The following is a 21,094-nucleotide window of genomic DNA, read 5'->3' as shown; positions in this document are numbered from 1 at the left end:
ATCGAAATTACTCGATTTTTTTTTACACAACTTTAAACATCAAACTATTTAATTCAATCACCATATGAAGAAATTACTTTTTTCTATCCTATTCCTTCTTACATTATTATCAACAAGTAAAGCACAAGAAGTTGGTATTCGTTTCCCTAACTTTAGTGGTAGTCAGGTTGCTATCGATGGTGTTTTTAGTTTAGGTAAATTCTCTCGTTTGCATACAGATATAACATTTGGAGGTGGCATGGGTATAGATTGTTTATGGGATTTTTGGTATCAGAATTTAGGAGGTGAAAAAGGCTTTATGTGGTATACAGGTGTTGGGCCAACTGCTTTTTTTGGAGATGCTTTTAAATTTGGTGCCGCTGGTGAAGTCGGGATAGAATATCACTTTTCAAGTGCACCCTTAGCAATTGGGGTTGATTGGAGACCTTATTTCCAAATGATTGATACCACTACCTTTAATGCAGATAGTTTTGGATTAAATATCAGGATCTGCTTTTAATCTATACAGTAAGGTTATAAACCAAATTAGTTTTAAATATACACTTATGTATATTGAAGTTGTTTAAAGTCGTGCTGAAAAACTGCGAGTAACATCTTGATTTTATGAGATTGAAACATGTATTTTATTTTGTCTCATAGAACTCTCGTTTCATTGACTTCTGCTAATCTTTATTCCGTAGCTAAGGCTATGCAATAAAAATTGAGCCTTGCCACTGAAAACCAATATATCATTCTCGAAATTTCCAGACAACTTTAAACAACTTCATTTAAAACTAATTGTAATTGGTTGTATATGACTATAAATCATATGGTTTTTCTGGATATTATATCCAAATGGCTTTTTTAGGTGGATTACCTGTAGATTCAAAGCCATCTCCGTTTTCACGTAATACAGCTTGTAATTCTTCTGCTGTAAACTCAAAACCATCTTCTTTTGCTACAGCTGCAAATTTTTCCATAGAGAAAATGTTGTCGTATTTAACACGAAACTCTCTATCATCTCCTCCTTTGTCTAATAATGCTTCTACATCTTTCCTTGACATAATATATAAGTTTAAATTTTAATTTGCTCAAAGATAATTACATTATGTAATATTTAAAATACAAATACTGTTAAATCGTAAATATTAAGCGTGTTTATGTGTTATATTGAAATTATTATTTCAATGAAGGAGAAAAGTTAAACTACATTTTGAATTTATTATATTTGCTGCTCACTGAATATGAAACTTAATCTATGGAGATAACAGAACTTGTAAAGAAGCATTTCCCATCACTCTTGGAACCTGAATTACTAGCAGATATAGAAAAGTACTGCAGTATTAAAACTATCGATGCTAATCAGAACTTTATCAATATTGCCGATGATGTTATAGCAATGCCATTATTAATTAAGGGAAGCATAAAAATAGTTCGTGAAGATGATATGGGTAACGAACTGTTACTTTATTATTTAAATGGTGGAGAAACTTGTGCAAGTATAATTTCATGTTGCATGAATAGGGCCATAAGTGAAGTTAGGGCTACTGTTATAGACGAGGCCACAGCAATCATGGTACCAATAAAGTATATGGATGAGTGGTTACAGAAATACAGTAGTTGGCGCAGTTTTATTATGATCGCTTATAGAACTCGTTTTGAGGAATTATTAAAAACCGTAGATAGTATTGCTTTTTTAAAGATGGATGAGCGTCTGGAGAAATACCTCATACAGAGATCAAAAGATACCAATACATTAATACTGCAAGGTACACATCAAGAAATTGCCGATGATTTACATACTTCTCGTGAGGTGGTTTCTAGGTTATTAAAACAGCTCGAAAAAATTGGAAGAGTTAAATTATCAAGGAATAAAATTGATGTAAGTACTTTATTTTAGTTATAAAATTTACTGAAGGGTGCTATTGATGGACAGAAAAGACATTATAATAGCAGAAGTGTTTGTTTATTTAACATGTAGATAAATTGTAGAGTATAAGAATTTTCAAATAACCTTTAAGTAAATAATTTATGAAACTATCCGTTTTATCAATTGCATTAGTTGTAAGCTTAATTTCTGTTAAGGCGCAAACTAAATATAGTGCAGATTGGGAATCATTACAAAATTATCAGGCTCCAGAATGGTACGAAGATGCTAAAATAGGCTTTTGGGTACATTGGGGCGTTTATTCAGTACCTGCATTTAAAGGTGGTCATGCTGCTGAATGGTATGGACGCTGGATGTATTGTCAGAGAGGACAAAGTAGCAGAAATAACCAGGGCTTAGCAACTCATTTACATCATAATGAAGTATACGGACCACCAGAGGAATTTGGTTATAAGGATTTCATACCTATGTTTAAGGCAGAAAACTTTAATGCCGACGAATGGGCTGATCTATGTGTAAAAGGTGGTGCTAAATTTTTTACAATGATGGGAGCCCATCACGATGCTTTTTGTTTATGGGATACCAAACTAAGTAAATGGAATTCGGTTAATATGGGACCCAAACGTGATTTGGTTGGTGAGATGGCCGAAGCAGCACGTTTGAAAGGACTGAAGTTTGGCGTTTCGAACCATACGGCATGGAATTATTGCTTTTTTGAGTGGAATCATATTAATAGGTATGATGCAGTTAATCCTGCATATGAAGATTTATACGGAAATCCTATCGTTCAAGCGAGCGCAGATACCATTAGAATGTACGATGGCGAAACACGTAAAATCTGGATTCCGCGTTCAAGGGGTGCAGTTAAACCCAGTGAGCGTGATATGAATCGTTGGTTAGACCGTACAAAAGAACTTGCAGATATGTATAAGCCTGATTTGTATTATTTCGATTGGGGATTTAACCCGAAAGAATGGGAATCGCGCAAGCAACAATTTGGGGCCTATTATTATAATAATGCCATTGAAGCGGGTAAGGGTACTATGGGTAATCCTAACGTAGTAATTAATTATAAAGGATGGCCAACATGGCGTCAAGGTGCGGCTGTGCGAGATTTTGAGCGCGGTGGTATGAATGATATCGCAGATATGGTTTGGCAAACAGATGATTGTGTTTACGACGATCATAATTGGGGTTATGTAGAAGGAACACCCATTAAACCTACCAATATGATTGTAGATCAGCTAATGGATATTATTAGTAAGCGCGGAGTGCTCATGTTATCATTTGCACCAAAACCAGATGGTACTTTCCCCGAAGAGCAAAAAACAATGATGTATGAATTAGGCGATTGGTTAAATATATGTGGAGAGGCAGTTTATAGTACGCGTCCGTATGAAATATTTGGTGAAGTAGGCGAACTATGGGGACAAAAAAATGAAACTGGTCATAAAATGTATACTGCAACCAATCAAGATATCCGCTTTACCCGTAATAAAGAAAATACAATTCTTTATGCCACTATTTTAAAGTGGCCATCAGATGGTAAGTTTATGATTACGAGCATGAGTGAAACTGATTTAAGTAACTTAAAATCGATGCGAATGATAGGAGCGAAGGGTAAAATAAAATTTGAACAAAGCAATGAAGGCTTATTATTAAGCTTACCAAAACAACCCAACTACAAATATGCTTATCCAATAAAAATGGTATTTAAAGGTCAAATTCCGAGTGTAAAATAGTTATTGAATTCAATTATATTGAAGCGATAGTATGTAAATAATTCTTACATATTATCGCTTTTGTTTGTTTAATCAATATAGGAAACAGAGTCTTTGTTGTTTGGTTTTTAGCCAACGACTTGCTATGTAATGATTCAATAATGCTATAAAACTAATAGTAATATAACACTAAATCATTATTGTCTCCAGAATTACAGGCATCTATCCATGATAGAAATTGGTCTCTTTGCGCGCTATCGCTTATTATTTCACTTACCTCTATTCGAAGGGTTTCTATATCTTCGCTTCTACAAGAATATACCAATGGAAAATCATCAGGGTAAGGAATGTTTTCTAGTTGAAGGTCAAAAATCTTTAGCGCTTTTAATTTTCCTAGTTCTGAAAGATCAGTAGGATACCACTCACTGTTATTGAGGGAACTACCATGCAGCAAAAATATTTTCTCGAATATGTACCAATACAAATAGTCATATTCAGCCTCGAAACCTTTACCGTTTAACATGTCTTTTAATATCTGTAAAACGGGTTCGCCAAAAGAAGCTTGTAGTTCTTTTAAATGCGGCCTTAATGCTTTTATATACTCCTTTTTTTGTGTCTCGTTTAGGTTTAATATTTGCTGCTCTATCAGCTTAATATTAGTTTGTATGGGTGTAATGCCGTAACTCATAATATGTATTAATTAGATGTTTTAAAAGTGATGCTATTAAAATCTGATCCGGTAAATATGCTTTCCCTATCGCTCATAAATTTTTCTGGTAAGGATACCTTTTTAAGGTTTTTAGAACTAGCGAAAGCCGCAGAGCTTAATGTTTCTATATGGTTAGGGATTGTAAGCTCGGTAAAATTATTCTCGGCAAAGCAATTGTTATATAAGGTGTTTACAGATTCGGGTAAATCGAGTTTAGATAATGCATTGCCTACAAAACAAAACATTGGTATGGTTTTAAGGTCTGCCTTGATGGTAAGTTTTTCTAACTGATTTCTTCCAAATGCACCGCCACCAATTTGCTTAACATTTTGCGGAATAGTAATTTCTGTAAGTTTATTCTTATAAAAAGCATCTTCGCCAATATATTCAAGATGTTCAGGTAATTCAGCCGTTTCTAAACCCTTGTTATCAAAGGCTTCTTTCCATATTTGCGTTACGGGCTTGTTGTTGATATAATTGGGGATTGAAATATTAGTTGCCTTGCCTATGTAATTTAGGATAGCAATGCCATCAGCAATTTCTTTGTAAGTATAATTATTACATTTTAAGTTTTCGATAGGTTCTTGCATATTCTATTTGTCTTGTTTTAAAGCTCCCTATAACCTTATCTTTTTTAATAAAGCTTGCGGAGTTTTTAATATTTATTACTCGATGCCTTGTGCATCATTAAGTGTTCTATCAATAAATTCAGTATTGATTTTTAAGAGGTGCGCTAGGTTATGAAGCACCACCACTTCTTCTTTGGCGATTTCGCCATCTGAATAAGAAATAATTGATAGATCACGTAGTATATTTAGCTTTTGCATTACAGATAAGGACACATTGAGTTCCTTAGATAAGTGTTTCAGTTCGTCAATAATTTCATCTTGTGTATGTTCATTGATTGTCATCATGCTTGTTGTAAAAACATCCTGATTAACGATAGAGCGGAGTGCTTGTATTTCCGAATCCTCAACAACACCATCAGCAATAGAAATCATATAACCACCAAAGAACATAAATTGCTGAATTTTAGCACCAAATTCAGTATCTGAAGCTAAATATTCAGGTTCCATAAGCGACATAATTTTCTTGATTTCATCCTCCATCTGATCCTCTGTAATCTCTGAATTTACAGTAGGAATAAACTGTTTAAAGGTTTCGCTTTTATTGAATAACTCCAAAGCCTTAATGCGCAGAGGACTAAATGGGTGTGTGCTATACCAATCAGATGGGTCGTGATCCGAGTCATTCATTACAGCCTCCAAGTCAACAAACTGCTTAATGTATTCATTTAGCTTAAAATCCAAGGAATTGGAAGTTACACCGGAGGATAGCTTAAAGAAAGCTTTTGCTGCTGATTCAAAACTACCACAGCATAATAATCCTGTTCTATCTGCGCTAATTTCGGCATTTCTGTTCCAAGCATACAATTTCATGGCATGTAATGGTGATAGAATATTGCAGCCAACCTCTAAAATATGACTTACAGGATATTTAAAATGCTCAAATAGAACATGACCAATCTCGTGGCCAACTACAAAGAGTAATTCTTCTTTTGTGAAGCGTTCAATCATTCCCGATGAAATGATAATGTATAACTTATCTTCTTCTGGCGGATAACAAGCAGCGTTAAACTTATCACTTTGATAAACGAAGAACTCAATACTCGATTTCAGTTGTAATACATCAATACAATGATCGGCTATTTCATGCAGATTTGGAGCAAGTGCTCTTGTTAACCTAAGACTGGATTTTAATAGGTGTCGACGCGATTTAAATACAGGATTATTATCCTTAATATCGCTTACTGTTTTCTGAATTTCTTTGTCTTCATCAAACTCTAATACATAATCGCGGTCACCATCGTATACCAATAAGTCTAGGTCAATATCTGTTCTTGTACTTTTATATGCTTCAATTACACTCATAATTTTTCTAATTAGTTAAGGTTTTTTGATTTGAGGATAAATAATTTCAATATTTATCCTCATTTAAAAGGTATTTACTAAAGGCTATTCTCTAGTAGTTCATTTAGTTTTTCGGTTCTGCTTTTTACATCATCGACATTCATAATAGGGCTGTGATCCACCTTTAAAATACCATCAGAAAAAGAATATGCATGTGTAGGATTATGATGGTTATTTTCGTTTACAATTAGTACCTTTTTTAATGATTCTTGCAAAGCTTCCTTACCCATATCGTCAGCACAAATTGCTGTAAAAGCCTCAATTAATGGTTGGAAATAAACTTTAGGGTAGGAGTCGGCAAGCAGGTGATTAAACCTTTCTTCTGCCACTAGAGTTTCCCATTTAATTTCCATTTCAACTTCAAAGCCAGCAGCCTTATTAATTTGTTCTGTTAACTCAGGTAGTTGTTCTTGCTCAAATTGTTGTGCGATTCTTCTTTCTTTAAGTCCCATGATTCGATTGTTTAAAATTTAGTTATTAGTAATTTTCATTAGATTCCCTTTTAAGTTAAAAAGGGCAAATACTTCTTCGTTATTTCGTTTAGCAATAAGGTTGTTTCCTGCTGGTTCAACCGCAAAGCCATTCTGGTTTAAGTAAGCTGTTAGGCACGCTTTATGCGACACGTTCATCGATGCTATTAATCCTGTAAATGTTGATATTAGGATAGGAGTTGGAGTTTTATCTTTTTTAGTCATCAGCTCCGAGTTGGTTAACACGTAAATTGTGATGCCATTAAAATCAACCGGAAAATAGGCACTTGCATTGATCACTCCAGAAGCAATCATAGCATAATAATGCCCCGGATCGTTTTTAAATGCTATTTTAGGTACAGTGAATTCTTCAATATTATTGTTGATTCCTATTTCACGTATTTGTTTGGCTGTAGCTAATAACGCATCAGGAATACCACTTTGAGTATTTCCCCATCCCCAAAGCCATGTTTTTTGTTTTGGCGAGTAGGTACCTAATATCTGTATAGGTACTTCGAGCGCATCGCCAAAACGAAGTATGCCATCCATTAAATTAAAATCCCATTTTTTGTCGCCAGTAATTTCGGCGCAATGGTTTTGTTTTTCGTAGGATTTTGCTGCGTGCAGGTTAAATAAGTCATCAATACCTACTTTAATTTGGTTTTTGTCTGTAGTTATTGCAGTGGGGTTAGGGTTATCTACTGAAGGGATTTGCGTGTCTACATTCTCGTCAGAACTACCTGTTTCTTCTAATTTTCGTTCCAATAAATCGGTAAGCGCTGAAATCCTAGGTTCCATATTATCAGCATTAATAACAGGGTCTAGGTTAATGGTTAAAACCTTGTTTTCTAATGAATACCCAGTTTCAGGGTTGTGGATATTACCATCGTTTTTTATGATTACTTTTTGTAATCCAGCATACAGAATATTTTTTCCGAAATCGTCGATGCAAATGGCCTTTAAGGCTTCAATTAACGGTTTAAAGTATATTTTCACATAAGTTTCGTTATACAAATGTGCAAAACGATCTTCTACCATGGTTTCCCATTGAATCTCTAGGGGTAAATCGAAACCTGCAAATTGTTTAATTTGTTCTTCTAATTCAGGGTATTGTTCCTCCTGAAAAGCTTTTATAGCTCGTCGTTCTTTAAGTCCCATAATTATTAACTTTATAAGTTGTTTAGTAGAGCATTTTCAATATCAGTTGCAAAAGTTTCGCTCAGTGCTTTCTGGTATTGAATGGATAAGTTAATGTGCTTGTTTTCTTTTTTATCAAGAGAAAAACCCTTATCACAGTATGTTATTTGTATTGATTCGATGATGCACCAAGCTTCTTTTCCCATAGTATCACTGCATACAGAATTAATGGCTTGTAGCACCATACCAATAATATCTTTTATATTTAAGCGGTCTGTGGCACTCAAGTTTTGCATTGGCAACACAATATCAAACTCAGGATGTTTATGAGCTAAGGCCTCACATTCCGATTTTATCCAACGTTTAAGTTGTAACAGGCTAATTTTTTCATCGTTGTTTAATGCACGCGGTATTTCACCTTTGCTTAAAAGTGTAGCTATTTTCTCAGGCTGATGAACTTCTAAGGCAATGATATCGGAAGCATGAAAGAATATAAGGGATTTTGTAGCCTCCGTTTGAAAGCAAATATGGATACCCTCTAAATCGGTTTTATCCAAGGAAATGATGAAGCCATAAATGGATAGCCCTGTGCGTAAATGTAAACTAACAATAGGTTTAATTTCTTGATGAGCAAGTTTCTCTAAAAGTAGAATTGTATTAAACGCTTTGTATTTTTCTGCCGATGCAATCATAGTATTTTGTTTTTGCTTCGACTAATGTATGAGCTAGTAGTTTGCTTACAAAAAACACTTTGTTTTCGTGGCAATTAATTTCATATTCGTTCTTTATGTGATGGAAAAGGATGTTTTAGGTAAGCGGCTAAATGGATAAGTAATCGAGTTAGGGTACTCGATTACTCCAAGGTTACATTGCTTTTAGCTCTTTAATGCTTTCTGCAGTAATGCTTTTTTTCGTGTAGAAACAGGTACTTCCGAATTATCCTTCAGGGTTAATATATTGCTGCTATTAATAGACTTAATATGCTTTAGGTTTACCAAATGTGATTGATGAACTCTAAAGAAGAGATGCGAATTTAAAACGCCCTCGTAATATTTAAGATTACGTGATATTAGTATTTGTTTTTCGTGAGTGTAAATAGTTGTATAGCTACCATCAGATTGGCACCTTATGATATCATTTACATTTATAATATATTGATTATCGGCAGTTTTTAGTAATAACTTTTCTTCAGCTACTTCAGTAGTTGTGGTTGTATTATTTGTTTTTTTACTTTCTTTAATTGAAATGGTTTTATTTAGAAAGGACCTGAATCTATTAAGGCAGTCTTCCAACTCATCCATATCAATGGGTTTTAGTAGATAATCAAAAGTATCAAACTTAAAAGCTTTAATTGCAAACTGGTCATAAGCTGTTGTAAATATCACATTAAAGGTTCCTTTGTCGCAGGCTTCTAATACCTGAAAAGCATTGCCTCCAATTAATTCAATATCGAGTAATACCAATTGTGGTTTTGTGCTGTTTATTAGTTGTATGGCATCCTCAACATTATCAGAATCGCCAACGATATCAATATCTTCAGCAAGTATGGAGAGCATTTTTTTTAGTGTGTTTAATGCGTTAAACTCATCTTCTATAATAAGTGTTTTTATCATTTACTCCTAAGTTTAAATTTTACAATTGTTCCCGAGGCATTACCTCCGGTATCGAATAAATCAATTACTTCAAAGGAATTCTCTTCGCCTAAATGACGTTTTTTTAATCGTGATAAAAATACATCTGTAGCATGTATTTCGTTTTCGGTATGCTTGTATTTTTTCATTTGACTACGACCAATACCATTATCTGAAATAATAAATTCAAGATGGTGATTAATCTTTTTTATAGAAACCTTTATTTCACCAGGTATTTTTAAATGCTTTAATCCATATTCAATTGAATTTTCAATGAAAGGTTGTAGTAGCATTGGAGGAATTTGTACTTGTTCGGGGTGTATTTTTTCATCCAGCTCTAGCTGATAAATAAATTTATTATTAAACCTGGCTTGTTGTGTTCCAATGTAATTAGCTAGCATATTAATCTCTTGATCTAAAGAGATATTTTCTTTACGTACATATTCAAATATTTGTCGCATTAAGCGAGAGAATTTTGCAATAAGCTTGGTTGATTTTATAGTGTCGCCATCGAGTATAATATTTTGAATTGCCGCTAATGTGTTGAATATAAAATGAGGATTCATTTGGATGCGCAAAAGTTTCTGTTCTAAATCGGCTGTTTGGTTAGCTGTGCGTAATCGGTAGTTGTTAAAAGTTACTATGAGCGCAAATATTAACAAGACTAATGTTAATGCAATAATACTAAATATTATTCGGTTTGATTTGTTCTTTTCCGCTTCTTGCTCTACCTCTTGTTCCTTTTTTAGTACTTCGTATTTTACATTAGCAAATGATAGCAACTCTTCTTTTTCTTTTGCCCAACTGTGGTTCTGTATGCTATCTCTATCTTTTTGATAAGCAATAGCTGTATCGTAGTTTTTAGCAATAAAGTTATTGGATATAAGTTGATTGAGTATCTCAATCATTTCAGAATATTCGGCTTCTGATGAGTAAATATTTAAAGCTTTTTGATAATAGTAATTAGATGAGTCTATTTTACTTTGTATAATATATGCCTTACCTAGTCCTTTAAATGGGGCAGGATTGATAGTACTACTAGTTCTATTTATGGTAATTGATTTTTTAAGATAAAATATGGCATTGTCAATATCGCCAACCATAATGTGTGTAAAGCCAAGGTTGTTATAGGTACTAACTAGCGGTCTAACGTCAGTATCATTAATCATTAAGTCTACGGCTTGTTCAAAATAGCTTATTGCGTTATTGTATTCATTTAGTCGCATATAAATGGCCCCTATATTGTTTTTACAAGCTGACATTGAGGAGGAGTCCTTCATTATTGTAAATAAGGAATCGGTTTTGAGTATATACATCAATCCTGTTTCATAATCATTCAGAGCAATGTGTATATTAAAAAGCCGATTATATACTTTACCTAACAAACGTATATTCGATTGTTCTTTTGCTAGTTTAAGCGCTTTAAAAGCTACTTCTTGTGCCTTTTGATATTGTGTTAAATGTGCATGCGCCGAACTTATTGTAATTAGGCATAAACCAGTAGTATAATAATGATCAGTATTTTTATAATAATTATAAGCTATTGTACTGTTTGCAATGGCCTCTTCAAACTGACGGTTTAATATATTTATTTCACCCTTTAAAAAATAGATATGCGCTTCTTCCTCCTTATTGTTTATGCGATTTGCCAATAGGCTATCTAGTTTAATTAATGAAGCATCAGCTTTTGTAAAAGATTGCTGATAAATAGGTAAAACTATTTTCTCAAAATTAGTAGTTTCAATTGTGTTTTTATGTTCAGGTTTGAAAACCAATAGGAGGGAAGTAATGCCTAAAATAATAAATAGGGCAACACTATATTTTTTTTGCATAAATGCTTACAATTAGGTCTAAATTATTCTGTTTAAATAATGCATAAAGATATACACCCGAATTTTATAAATGGTTACATACCCAATAAATTATAATATAGCTTTTGACGTGGTTTTGTTTTTCTTAGGTCCAGTTACAGGTTTTTGTTTTGGTTACCGATTCTACCATACTAATAACCATTATTTTAAACTGAATATTGAATTTGAAACAATAATTCTAGATTAGATAGTAATTAAAATAATTATACAAACACTACGAGTCTACCCCCTCAAAATCAATGATTATTATATCATTATTTATTGTTGATCAAGTATATTTATAGCTAATAGTATTAGCTAAATATTTTATGAAAAAATTATACAGTATCTCATTCTTCATTTTGATGATCATCCAGTTATCTGCGCAAGAACATCTGGATAATTATAGATGGACAAGTGTTGAAACTAAGGGAGAAGTAATTGGTAGACACGAAAATTCCTTTATTGAGTTTGAGGGTAAATTCTACTTAATAGGTGGTAGGGGTATAAAACCCGTGAATGTTTTTGATCCTGAGAATAATACCTGGACTTCGCTTGGTAAAACACCTTTTGAAATTCATCACTTTCAGGCTGTGGTTTATAAAGATGCCATTTACTTGATGGGTGCCATGACAAAAGGATATCCTAAAGAAATTCCTGTTGAAAATATTTGGATCTATTATCCCAATACCGATAAATGGGAGAAAGGTGATGCCATACCAAAGGAGATGCAACGTGGAGGAGCAGGCGCATCCTTATACAAGGATAAAATATACATGACTTGTGGAATTGAATTTGGACATACTAGTGGTACACATAATCGCTTTGATAGTTATGACTTAAAAACAAGAGAGTGGCAAAGTCTTACAAAAGCTCCTCACGTACGAGATCATTTTTCGAGTATCGTGGTTAAGGATAAGCTTTATTGTATAGGTGGACGAAACTCAAGCGTTCATTATCCTAATAATTTTAATGCCTTCTTTTGGGCTACAGAAAGGGCTGTAGATGTATACGATTTTAATAAACAAGAATGGTACACTATTAAGTCTCCTTTGCCATATGGTACTGCAGCTGGTGCGCTTGTTAACATTGGCAACTCTATTTTATATATGGGTGGCGAAGGCTCGCAAAAGCAGGCGTATACAAATACTCAGTGCTTAAATATTGAAACAGAACAATGGACACAGTTGGCACCCTTATGCATAGGACGGCATGGTACAGGAGCTATTTTGTATAACAATGATATTTACATTGCTGCCGGCAGTCATGTGCAAGGTGGAGCGAATATGAATACTGTTGAAAAATTCTCGTTAAATCATAGTTGGAAATCCTTATTTAATGGCCATAATTTAGATGGATGGAGTGTGAAATGCATTGATGCTGATAAGAGTAAGAACTTTTGGATGGTAAAAGATGGTATACTAGAATCTAATTCCCTTGGCACTGAAGATCATCATTATATATGGCTGCAAAATGATGAGATATTCGGTGATTTTGAATTGAGATTAAAGTTTCAGGCTAGTAAACTGAACAAAGGAAATAGTGGTGTGCAGATTAGAAGCAGATACTCAGAAAAAGATATAGTAGAAAATGATGTAAAAGGATGGCTCGATGGTCCTCAGGTAGATATTGATCCCAACAATCCTTGGCGTAATGGTTTTATTTACAATGAAACCAGAAGCGCAAAAAGATGGATTTATCCTGATTTACCAGATTGGAAAATCAGTAAGGAGGAATATGCGCCAAAACGTGTGATTCATTATTTCGAAGGTGATGAAACTGGATGGAACGATATGACTATCATATGTAAGGGCACGCGCATAAAAACCATTGTAAATAATATTGTTGTGGCAGATTATGATGGTGCGGCAACATTAAAAGATAAAGGGCATAAAAAACTTAAGGTCGGACTTGAAGGTTATATTGCTTTACAAATACATAAAAACTCGCAAAACAATATTCGCTTTAAAAATATAGAAATTAGAGAATTATAATGCCAAATATTCATCTGCTTATATGCGAGCCTTGCACCTTAGAAGATGTAATGCTTAATAATTATAAGATTGTTGCATAGGACCTATATAGCCAATTCAAATTATGGTTTTATCTTCTAGCTGGCGCGAGTTTCAAACTCGTGCTTCTAAAGCTGCATTAAAAAAAGTGCGGTTTTTATTTTATATGGTAGTTTGCCTGTTATTTATTATGCTTCGGTAAAACACACAATTTTGTGCTTTGTACTATCTTTATGTAAAGTTAAATCTAAATGAGTAGAAAGTACAAATTGCATAAGCCAATAAGTATATATTTTATTAGTTTCGCTACAATTTATTGGATATTAGTAAAAAAATAAAGACCCATACATCAAACATTGATAAAATAAAATCAGCGAGAAAGTAGAAAGGAGTGGATGTTATGGGTGTTTAAACCACCAGAGTTAAAAAAATTGCAATATAAAGAAGGATAGTTTTGGCAGAAACATAACAAAGCGATAGAATTTAGAGCAATAAAGTTATTCAGAAAGAAAAGACAATGTACATAATAAGCCTGTTGTATCAGGTTTTATATTAGAATCCGAATATTGGAAATATAGTAGGGCAGTAAAGATGCCAATGAATTTAGCATCATTAATGTTGAAAACATTCTGTAGTCACGAGCTAAAAGCTCGCGCTAGCTCTGGGGGCAAGGTTATGACAAAATAGTAATGATATATATTAAGAAGAATCTTTTGAAAAAAATGGATTCAAAACCAATACAATTAGTGAAACCTACAATGTCAAATGCGGAATAGTATGAGAGTGTACATGTTATTGTTGTTTAAATTGTTAATATCTGTTGCTTATGGGCAAAAAGAACAGGAGGTGAAAGATTTTGTTCTTGCCACAAAGCCTACATATATCGGGGAAAATGATACTTTAGTTGTTGCGAGGTTGCCAAAACTTACAGATCAGTTGAATGAGTATGTCTATGAAGAATTGAAAAGAGGAGAGTATAGCTTATTACCATGTGCATTAATTTATGTACTAAAATTGAATAAAGAGTTTTTTCTTGTGAATAAAACGGATTATGATTTGTGTATTTACTATAATTATGCACTAGTAGATTTGTTGAGAGCTAGATTAAATATTCCAGATGATGATTTAGGGTGTATATTTTATAAAACATATAATGTATATGAATGGGCGATAAAGAATCAGGAGGTGTTTTTAGAAGAGGAGGAATTATTAAATTTATTAGAAGAATTGAAATTGTTGTATATGAGAAGAGAATGAGACTTTTTTAAGCAAGAATGCAATTAAATAAATAATAGCCCCCCCAGCTGTCGCGAGTTTCAAACTTAAGTCCTTAAAACTAACAAAAGACTTTAGCTCGCTCTGCTCAGGAGTAACAAAGGATTAAAACTACTCTAATAGGTATGCGCAAACTGAGTTTAATATATATTCTATTAATTCTATTGATTGGAATATGTAAAGGTCAAGAAGGACAAGATTTAAAGTATTCCTTACCCGAAAACATAACAAAAGACTCATTAGTAAGTGATATTCTAGAAAATGGTAGTGTTCAGGCATATAATGACTTAAGTTCCTTTTTCTTTTCCAATGCTTACTTTGAGGAAATTCTACCTTATTCTTTAATGATGGCGAATAAGTGGAAATACCCTGATGCTATGTTGGACGTATATGTAATACTCTTAGCTCTTAATGATTGTTTATTTTATCGTAATGTTAATGTTATGGATGCTATGTCAAGGAATATGGCATTAGAATATCTTATAAGGTATAATAGCACAGCAAAATCAAGTAATAAAAAGGCTGATATTTATAAATTTCATGTTCAGAAATTAATTGATGATAATAAATGAAAACGAGATTATACTTAACCCCGAGCTGGCGCAAGTTTCAAAATCGAGCCCTTTAAAATAAAATTTGCTATTAGCTAGCTCTAGTTCGGGAAAATAAGGGAGTGTTATTCAAAGAGTAAAAAATAGATAAGGTTTTGTAATATGAATAGAATTAAGAATATTAGAATATATATTGGGATACTTTATCTAACCTCAGGTATTTTCTTCTTTTATATCTATAAGGATGAAGATGCACTCAGGCTGATGGGATCAGGTAAATTTGGATTAAGCAAATTATTATATCAGATCTCATATAGCGTAATAGGAAGAGTTGGAACATTAATTTTTAATACAATACTTGGTTTGGGGCTAATTTTTTATCCCCAGATAAAAAATTATTTAAATAGATCCACCTCCTAGCTCCCAGCTAGCGCTAGTTTCAAACTCGCGAGCATAAAACTAACAATAGCTTTTTTGCTCGCGGGAGTTCAGGGGGAAATACTAATTACAAGTCAGAAAGTACAGTTGAGGATGTACGAAAAGGTACTAAAAAGCACAAAACTCTTGGAAATTTAATGGACGTAAGGGTTTATGCAGTGATTGCAGATATAGTAAATCGAGGTATTAAAAGAAATAGAATAAAGCCATTTAGAGGGACACACGAAAATAATGATACAAATAGAAAGGTTAATGTTAGTGCTACTAAATAAAATATTAGGTTTAAGAATAATAGGGCTTATATTATTAAGTAATATAAGTGTCGTGGTTGGGTTGTCTCAGGTTGTTAAAACTGACAGTTTAGGTTGTTTTTATGATATCGTTAATTATTCTGACTCAATTGAAACGGGTACTGTAATATTTCATAATTCTAATCATAGTTTAAAGGGTATTTTTGAGTATAAAAGCCGTAAAAAAGATGGTCAGAGTATTGATTTTTTTGAAAATGGACAAGTAAAAAAAATATGTCATTACAATAATGGTAAACTATGGGGAATGTTTTTGACATTTTATAAGAATGGTGCAATACAGACTCTTGGTAATTATGGTGAGGGTGTTGGTGTCAAGTATGTTAATAGTGAGAATAACTTTTTGAAGCCTGAAGATTGTAGTAAGGATACAATTACAACATTAATAGGGGAATGGCGTATTTTTTATCCTGATGGAGGAATTAAGGTTAAAGGCAAGTATAGTGGTAACTATATGGTCGTAATAGAGGAGCATATGGATGCCGGAAGTATAGTATTCTCTCGTAATATTGTTAATGAGCAAATTGGAGAATGGGTTTATTTTAATGAGGAAGGAGAAGTTGCAAAAATTAGGCAATTCTTCCCTAGCTCACCGTAGGACAAAAACACTACAAACCGCTCGGCGTATGGCTCTGCTTACGCTGTTTGTACGGCGGCCCCTTTTGTAAGTTTTATTTCAAATGGGGCAATAAATTTTAGTAGTCAGATCTTAACAAATGGTTTAGAAATATAGGTAGTAAGTGTTTTAAAGGTAGTATTAATCTTTATAGGATTGTTGCAGATGTTTTTTTTTAGTTCTGCTCATGATGTTAAATCTCAGGTACGCAACAATATTTGATAAAAATTCGCGTAAGGATTTTATAATAGTTTTTTAGCCCGGAGTTACTTTAGGTGTGGTATGAGAGGTTTCTGACAATTTAGTTAGAGGGTTTATCGATACAAGTTTCAGTAAATTGTTAGAGGGAGTGTCAGATGATAACTTAAGTGGCAGGGAAGGAAGCGACAACTAAACTTGTTAAGTCGTAGAATCTAATGGAGGCCAAAAAATTACAGGAAAAATAAAAGAATAAATTAACATGCTAGTATTTAGATCAAGGTATATAGTTATTACTAAAGTTGATAATACCGTAATAATAAACCATAAACCAAGGTATTATCAAGTAATAGCTTTGATATTATGCTTGTTAGGTTTGTCATGGATTTGGACTTTAGTTAGTTCTGGGATTGGACTAGTTATTCAATTAATTCTTGTTTATTCTATAGTTTTACACCTACTGATAGGATTAATACATTCTCGTGTTAAATATCCAGTAAAGTTTAATAATTCTGAAATAATATATAAGTCGATTTCTTATTTTTTTGTATCGATTAATTACATCAGTTATAGCGATATAGAATTAGTTTATCTTAATCAAGAGACAGAAGAGAGGTGGAAATTTGAGGTGAGATGTAAAGGTAAGAGAGTTGTTAGAATACGTTTGTATGTATCAGAACATGAGCAACAAATTCAAATGTTGAATTTTGAGAAAGAACTAAGGTATCTTAATGTCCCGCTAAACGTAGTAAATAAATAATGCCTCAGCTCACCGTAGCGACTAATTAACGCAAAACGCTCGGCGTATGGCTCTGCCCACGTCGCATTGCATAAGGCCTCTGGCCGTATAAAGAATAGCCTTGCAGCAATAATGTTGCAGGGCTTTTTTTGTACAAGCAAATTAGGCAGTTAACTCATCACTGGGTCGTTAAGCGACCCAAGAAGGTATACATACCTACAGCTACCAAATAGTAGATGATGGCACAGCAAACCAAAAGCTCAATTTTGCCATAAGCTAGTAAAGCACTACATTTAACCCGTATTATGCACGTGCCTTTAAACCACAAGCAATACGAATTAACAGATCACCTCGGAAACGTTCGGGTGGTGGTAAGCTCCGACTTAAACAAGCAAAGCACCAGCCCCGTGGCCAATATATTAGCCACCAACTACTACTACCCATTTGTTAGTAGCATCAGCCCACTATCGCATAACAGCGAAAAGTATAGGTTCGGGTTCAACGGGAAAGAGAAAGATGATTATGGCTTTAGGATTTATAATCCAGGGATAGCGAACTTCTTGAGTGTGGATCCATTGACGAAGAGTTATCCTTGGTATACGCCTTACCAGTTTGCGGGGAATAAACCAATTTGGGCAATAGATTTAGATGGGTTAGAAGAATGAATGGTATTATTGGAAAAGACATGCTAAAGGCAAAATCGAATTGGTTAGATGCCAATACATTTTCTAAATAAGAATCTGGTTTTACTTCTAAAGTGGAATAGTCGCGCCATTTATTTGGGTATCCAACCTTTACTTTAATAGCAGCCAATTTATCTTGGGCTTTAACTTTAGTATCAGTACTCATCCATTCTAATTTCTCAATGCGCTGAGAGAAACCAACTCTAAGGTTTTCAACCAAATTTACCATCTTTGTTTTTGCTTCCTCCGGAAAATGTCTTTCAACAAAAAGCTGACCAACAGCCTCGCCTAAAGCACTACTAGTTACCCCTTGAACTCTTTTCCAACGAGGTTCCATTTCACTTCTACCTTGAATGGTTTTGCCATACAGTTCAAAGCTTGCATCGGTATATGCTTTTGGTAAGTAACTTGTAAATGATCTAATAATTAAAGACTCTAAGTAATTCTTCCAAGTATTGATAGAAGTGGAATTGAGCGTTTCTCCAACATATTCAACATATGCAGTTTGACTCACATTAATCTCTGCAGGAACAGGTTGACTCATCCCTCTAAAAAATGCATCCCAATTAATTGAAGAATATGTTTTGCTCAATTGAGTACCATCAATTTTATTATACGTTAAATGCGGATCTCTGTTCTGTAAACGTGTGTAACTCGCTTTAGCCAGGCCTTTTTCAAAAGTTAACACATCACTTGCTTTTTGCTCTGCAGTTTTATCATTATCTCCTGAAAGTGTGAAAATAGAAGTCAAAAATGTAGCGTATGCTTTTCTAATTTCTTCTGAATTTTCATCATCTTCTAAATAATAATCTCTATCAGGAAGCCCCAAACCAGTTTGCCATAAACCAGCAATATTCATTTTACTATTTTTTTCATCGGCACTTACATAATAGGCAAATAAAGGCACCAATTGATAGCTTTGTAGTAAACCACAAAGTTCAATTACATCATCGCTGCTTTTTAAAGCATCTACTTTATCTAATAAGAAGGTAAGTTTCGATAAGCCTTCTTTTTCGATTGCTAAAGTATCCATTCCTGAATTATAGAAATCGCCAATCTTTTGGGCTACAGTGCCATGTTTAACCTCTCCAGTTGTAACTTCAGTAAAAATAGCTTTAAGGTTTTCTCTATTTTGTTCTAACAAAATATCAAACCAACCAAATCTACTTTTATCGTCTGGCATCGGATTCGCATCCATCCAACTTTTGTTTACATAACGATAAAAATCATTTCCAGGATCTAATTCTGTGCTTAAATCGTTTACATTTAAAGTAGGTTTTTGTAATGTTCGGTCTGAATTGTTAGAACAAGATGCAATAAAAATTGCAGCAGCAAGTACTCCCGCCTTGGGTAATAACGGTTTCATTTTCATAATCTAAGTATTTTAAAATTTCGAATACAAATGTATCGGCAATAAAGATATTTAACAAGTATAGAACCATTTCTATTTTAGGTTGTTTATAAAACGAAATCAAACTAGCAAGAAAGTATATTTATACTTATGTTAAGATTTTGATAAATTAATACTTGAGTATTATAGTTATATTGAATAGATAAAATAATTCGAACAAAACAAAAACAAGATAATATGTCAACATTTGAAATTCTTATGCCCAAGATGGGTGAAAGCGTTGAAGAAGCAACTATCACTAAGTGGTTTGTTGGTGTGGGTGATAAAATTGAAGAAGATGATGTTCTTCTAGAAATTGCTACTGATAAAGTAGACTCTGAAATTCCATCTCCAGTTGATGGAGTTGTGAAAGAGATTTTATTCGAAACAGACGCGCTTGTTCCTGTCGGAACTCCGGTTGCAATAATTGCATTAGAAGGAGCAGAGGGCGAAGAAGTAAGTGCTCCGTCTGCGGCTGCAGAAGTTGAAAAATCTGTTGAAGATGCTAAGGAAGTTACCACTGCAGCTGAAGCAGACTTTAGCGAGAGTGATAAATTCTATTCTCCTCTTGTAAAAAGTATTGCTAAGGAAGAAGGTATTTCAATTAGCGAATTAGATGCTATTGAAGGAACAGGGCAAAACAATAGAGTAACTAAAGCAGATATTTTAAACTATATTGATACCAAAGGTTCAGCACCTGCAGCACCAAAAGCTGCTCCGGCATCAACACCAAGTGCGCCTGCTGCAAAGGCAGCTTCTGCTCCAGCTGAAATAAAAAGACCTCCAGTTTCTGTAAATGCAGAAGATGAGATTGTTGAGATGGACAGAATGCGTAAGATTATTGCCGATCATATGGTAATGTCGAAACATGTTTCACCACACGTAACTTCTGTAATTGAAGTGGATATGACTAATATTGTATTGTGGAGAAATAAAAATAAAGCTGCATTCCAAGAAAAATATGGCGAAAAAATTACATTCACACCAATCTTTACAGAGGCTGTAGCCAAAGCGTTAAGGGATTATCCAGGAGTAAATGCTTCTGTTGATGGAGATAAAATCATCTATCGTAAAAATGTAAATGTTGGTTTAGCTGTTGCTCTTCCTAGTGGAAACTTAATTGTACCAGTTATTAAGCAAGCTGATCATAAAAACCTTGCAGGTTTAACCTCTGATGTAAACCGTTTAGCAGGATTGGCTCGTGAAAATAAACTTGGAGCAGATGATATTCAAGGTGGAACCTTTACTATATCAAACTTTGGATCATTCAAAAATATCATAGGTACACCAATTATCAATCAACCTCAGGTTGCCATTTTAGCAATTGGAGCTATTGAGAAAAAACCAGCTGTTATTGAAACTCCAACAGGAGATACAATTGGTATTCGTCAGAAAATGTTCCTTTCTCTATCATATGATCATAGAATTGTTGATGGTGCACTAGGTGGCGGATTCTTACGCCAGATTGGAGATTATCTTGAAGCTTTTGATTTAAACAGAGAGATTTAAGATTGAGAGTTATAATTTGA

At 33.7% G+C, this 21,094-nt stretch carries 18 protein-coding genes and 1 pseudogene; 9 read left to right on the top strand and 10 right to left on the bottom strand.

What is annotated here, in order from left to right; genetic code table 11:
* The first annotated feature begins 64 nt into the window (after nucleotides 1–64).
* Nucleotides 65–499: an outer membrane insertion C- signal gene (locus tag A8B35_RS05975; protein WP_075602441.1), complete on the top strand. Its 435-nt coding sequence runs from the start codon at nucleotides 65–67 to the stop codon at nucleotides 497–499.
* Nucleotides 500–824: 325 nt separating this feature from the next.
* Here the strand turns inward: A8B35_RS05975 and A8B35_RS05970 are convergent, their stop codons facing one another.
* Complete coding sequence (locus A8B35_RS05970) at nucleotides 825–1,043, bottom strand: Nif11-like leader peptide family natural product precursor (RefSeq protein ID WP_075602440.1); 219 nt, start codon at nucleotides 1,041–1,043, stop codon at nucleotides 825–827.
* A gap of 194 nt (nucleotides 1,044–1,237) precedes the next feature.
* On the opposite strand from A8B35_RS05970, the gene A8B35_RS05965 reads away from it, so the two are divergent.
* The gene (locus A8B35_RS05965) at nucleotides 1,238–1,879 is read left to right on the top strand and encodes a Crp/Fnr family transcriptional regulator (protein ID WP_075602439.1); all 642 of its coding nucleotides are present in this window, start codon (nucleotides 1,238–1,240) and stop codon (nucleotides 1,877–1,879) included.
* 131 nt (nucleotides 1,880–2,010) lie between these two features.
* The gene (locus tag A8B35_RS05960; RefSeq protein WP_075602438.1) at nucleotides 2,011–3,609 is read left to right on the top strand and encodes an alpha-L-fucosidase; all 1,599 of its coding nucleotides are present in this window, start codon (nucleotides 2,011–2,013) and stop codon (nucleotides 3,607–3,609) included.
* Between the two features lie 151 nt (nucleotides 3,610–3,760).
* On the opposite strand, the gene A8B35_RS05955 is transcribed toward A8B35_RS05960, so the two are convergent.
* The 8 genes from A8B35_RS05955 to A8B35_RS05920 form a co-directional block, all read right to left on the bottom strand.
* A complete protein-coding gene (locus A8B35_RS05955) occupies nucleotides 3,761–4,276 on the bottom strand; it encodes a DUF7691 family protein (RefSeq protein WP_075602437.1) in 516 nt (171 codons plus the stop codon).
* Between the two features lie 8 nt (nucleotides 4,277–4,284).
* Entirely contained in the window at nucleotides 4,285–4,887 is a 603-nt protein-coding gene (locus A8B35_RS05950; RefSeq protein ID WP_075602436.1) for a leucine-rich repeat domain-containing protein, read from the bottom strand.
* A gap of 75 nt (nucleotides 4,888–4,962) precedes the next feature.
* Nucleotides 4,963–6,228, bottom strand: coding sequence for a M48 family metallopeptidase (locus A8B35_RS05945; protein WP_075602435.1), 1,266 nt, complete (start codon nucleotides 6,226–6,228; stop codon nucleotides 4,963–4,965).
* Between the two features lie 77 nt (nucleotides 6,229–6,305).
* The gene (locus tag A8B35_RS05940; protein WP_075602434.1) at nucleotides 6,306–6,719 is read right to left on the bottom strand and encodes a hypothetical protein; all 414 of its coding nucleotides are present in this window, start codon (nucleotides 6,717–6,719) and stop codon (nucleotides 6,306–6,308) included.
* Nucleotides 6,720–6,737: 18 nt separating this feature from the next.
* The gene (locus A8B35_RS23510) at nucleotides 6,738–7,895 is read right to left on the bottom strand and encodes a DUF6882 domain-containing protein (protein ID WP_075602433.1); all 1,158 of its coding nucleotides are present in this window, start codon (nucleotides 7,893–7,895) and stop codon (nucleotides 6,738–6,740) included.
* A gap of 11 nt (nucleotides 7,896–7,906) precedes the next feature.
* Entirely contained in the window at nucleotides 7,907–8,566 is a 660-nt protein-coding gene (locus tag A8B35_RS05930; RefSeq protein WP_075602432.1) for a hypothetical protein, read from the bottom strand.
* Between the two features lie 183 nt (nucleotides 8,567–8,749).
* Nucleotides 8,750–9,487 carry a LytR/AlgR family response regulator transcription factor gene (locus A8B35_RS05925; protein ID WP_075602431.1) on the bottom strand — a complete coding sequence of 246 codons (738 nt, stop codon included), beginning with the start codon at nucleotides 9,485–9,487 and terminating at the stop codon, nucleotides 8,750–8,752.
* Entirely contained in the window at nucleotides 9,484–11,337 is a 1,854-nt protein-coding gene (locus A8B35_RS05920; protein ID WP_075602430.1) for a tetratricopeptide repeat-containing sensor histidine kinase, read from the bottom strand. The genes A8B35_RS05925 and A8B35_RS05920 overlap by 4 nt, the downstream gene beginning before the upstream one ends.
* Nucleotides 11,338–11,684: 347 nt before the next feature.
* Here A8B35_RS05920 and A8B35_RS05915 point away from each other — a divergent pair, with 347 nt between their 5' ends.
* From A8B35_RS05915 to A8B35_RS23845, 5 genes and pseudogenes are all read left to right on the top strand, one after another.
* A complete protein-coding gene (locus tag A8B35_RS05915; protein WP_083634340.1) occupies nucleotides 11,685–13,349 on the top strand; it encodes a Kelch repeat-containing protein in 1,665 nt (554 codons plus the stop codon).
* Nucleotides 13,350–14,144: 795 nt separating this feature from the next.
* Nucleotides 14,145–14,624: a hypothetical protein gene (locus A8B35_RS05910; RefSeq protein WP_222844103.1), complete on the top strand. Its 480-nt coding sequence runs from the start codon at nucleotides 14,145–14,147 to the stop codon at nucleotides 14,622–14,624.
* A gap of 143 nt (nucleotides 14,625–14,767) precedes the next feature.
* The gene (locus A8B35_RS05905) at nucleotides 14,768–15,214 is read left to right on the top strand and encodes a hypothetical protein (protein WP_075602427.1); all 447 of its coding nucleotides are present in this window, start codon (nucleotides 14,768–14,770) and stop codon (nucleotides 15,212–15,214) included.
* A gap of 669 nt (nucleotides 15,215–15,883) precedes the next feature.
* Nucleotides 15,884–16,537: a toxin-antitoxin system YwqK family antitoxin gene (locus A8B35_RS05895; protein WP_075602425.1), complete on the top strand. Its 654-nt coding sequence runs from the start codon at nucleotides 15,884–15,886 to the stop codon at nucleotides 16,535–16,537.
* A gap of 1,260 nt (nucleotides 16,538–17,797) precedes the next feature.
* Nucleotides 17,798–18,088, top strand: a pseudogene (locus A8B35_RS23845) (RHS repeat domain-containing protein); the annotation flags it as partial.
* On the opposite strand, the gene A8B35_RS05880 reads toward A8B35_RS23845, so the two are convergent.
* Nucleotides 18,021–19,541 (bottom strand): M13 family metallopeptidase, encoded by a 1,521-nt coding sequence (locus tag A8B35_RS05880; RefSeq protein WP_394365396.1) that lies wholly within the window; start codon nucleotides 19,539–19,541, stop codon nucleotides 18,021–18,023. The pseudogene A8B35_RS23845 and the gene A8B35_RS05880 sit on opposite strands and share 68 nt — an antisense overlap.
* A gap of 222 nt (nucleotides 19,542–19,763) precedes the next feature.
* Between A8B35_RS05880 and A8B35_RS05875 the strand changes: the two genes are divergently transcribed.
* Nucleotides 19,764–21,074 carry a dihydrolipoamide acetyltransferase family protein gene (locus A8B35_RS05875; protein ID WP_075602421.1) on the top strand — a complete coding sequence of 437 codons (1,311 nt, stop codon included), beginning with the start codon at nucleotides 19,764–19,766 and terminating at the stop codon, nucleotides 21,072–21,074.
* Nucleotides 21,075–21,094 lie beyond the last annotated feature (20 nt).

The sequence above is a fragment of the Saccharicrinis aurantiacus genome, from assembly GCF_001660705.2.
GTDB classification, from domain to species: domain Bacteria; phylum Bacteroidota; class Bacteroidia; order Bacteroidales; family Marinilabiliaceae; genus Saccharicrinis; species Saccharicrinis aurantiacus.
The sequence above is the reverse complement of the archived record's forward strand: the minus strand, read 5'-3'. Positions and strand labels throughout refer to the sequence as shown.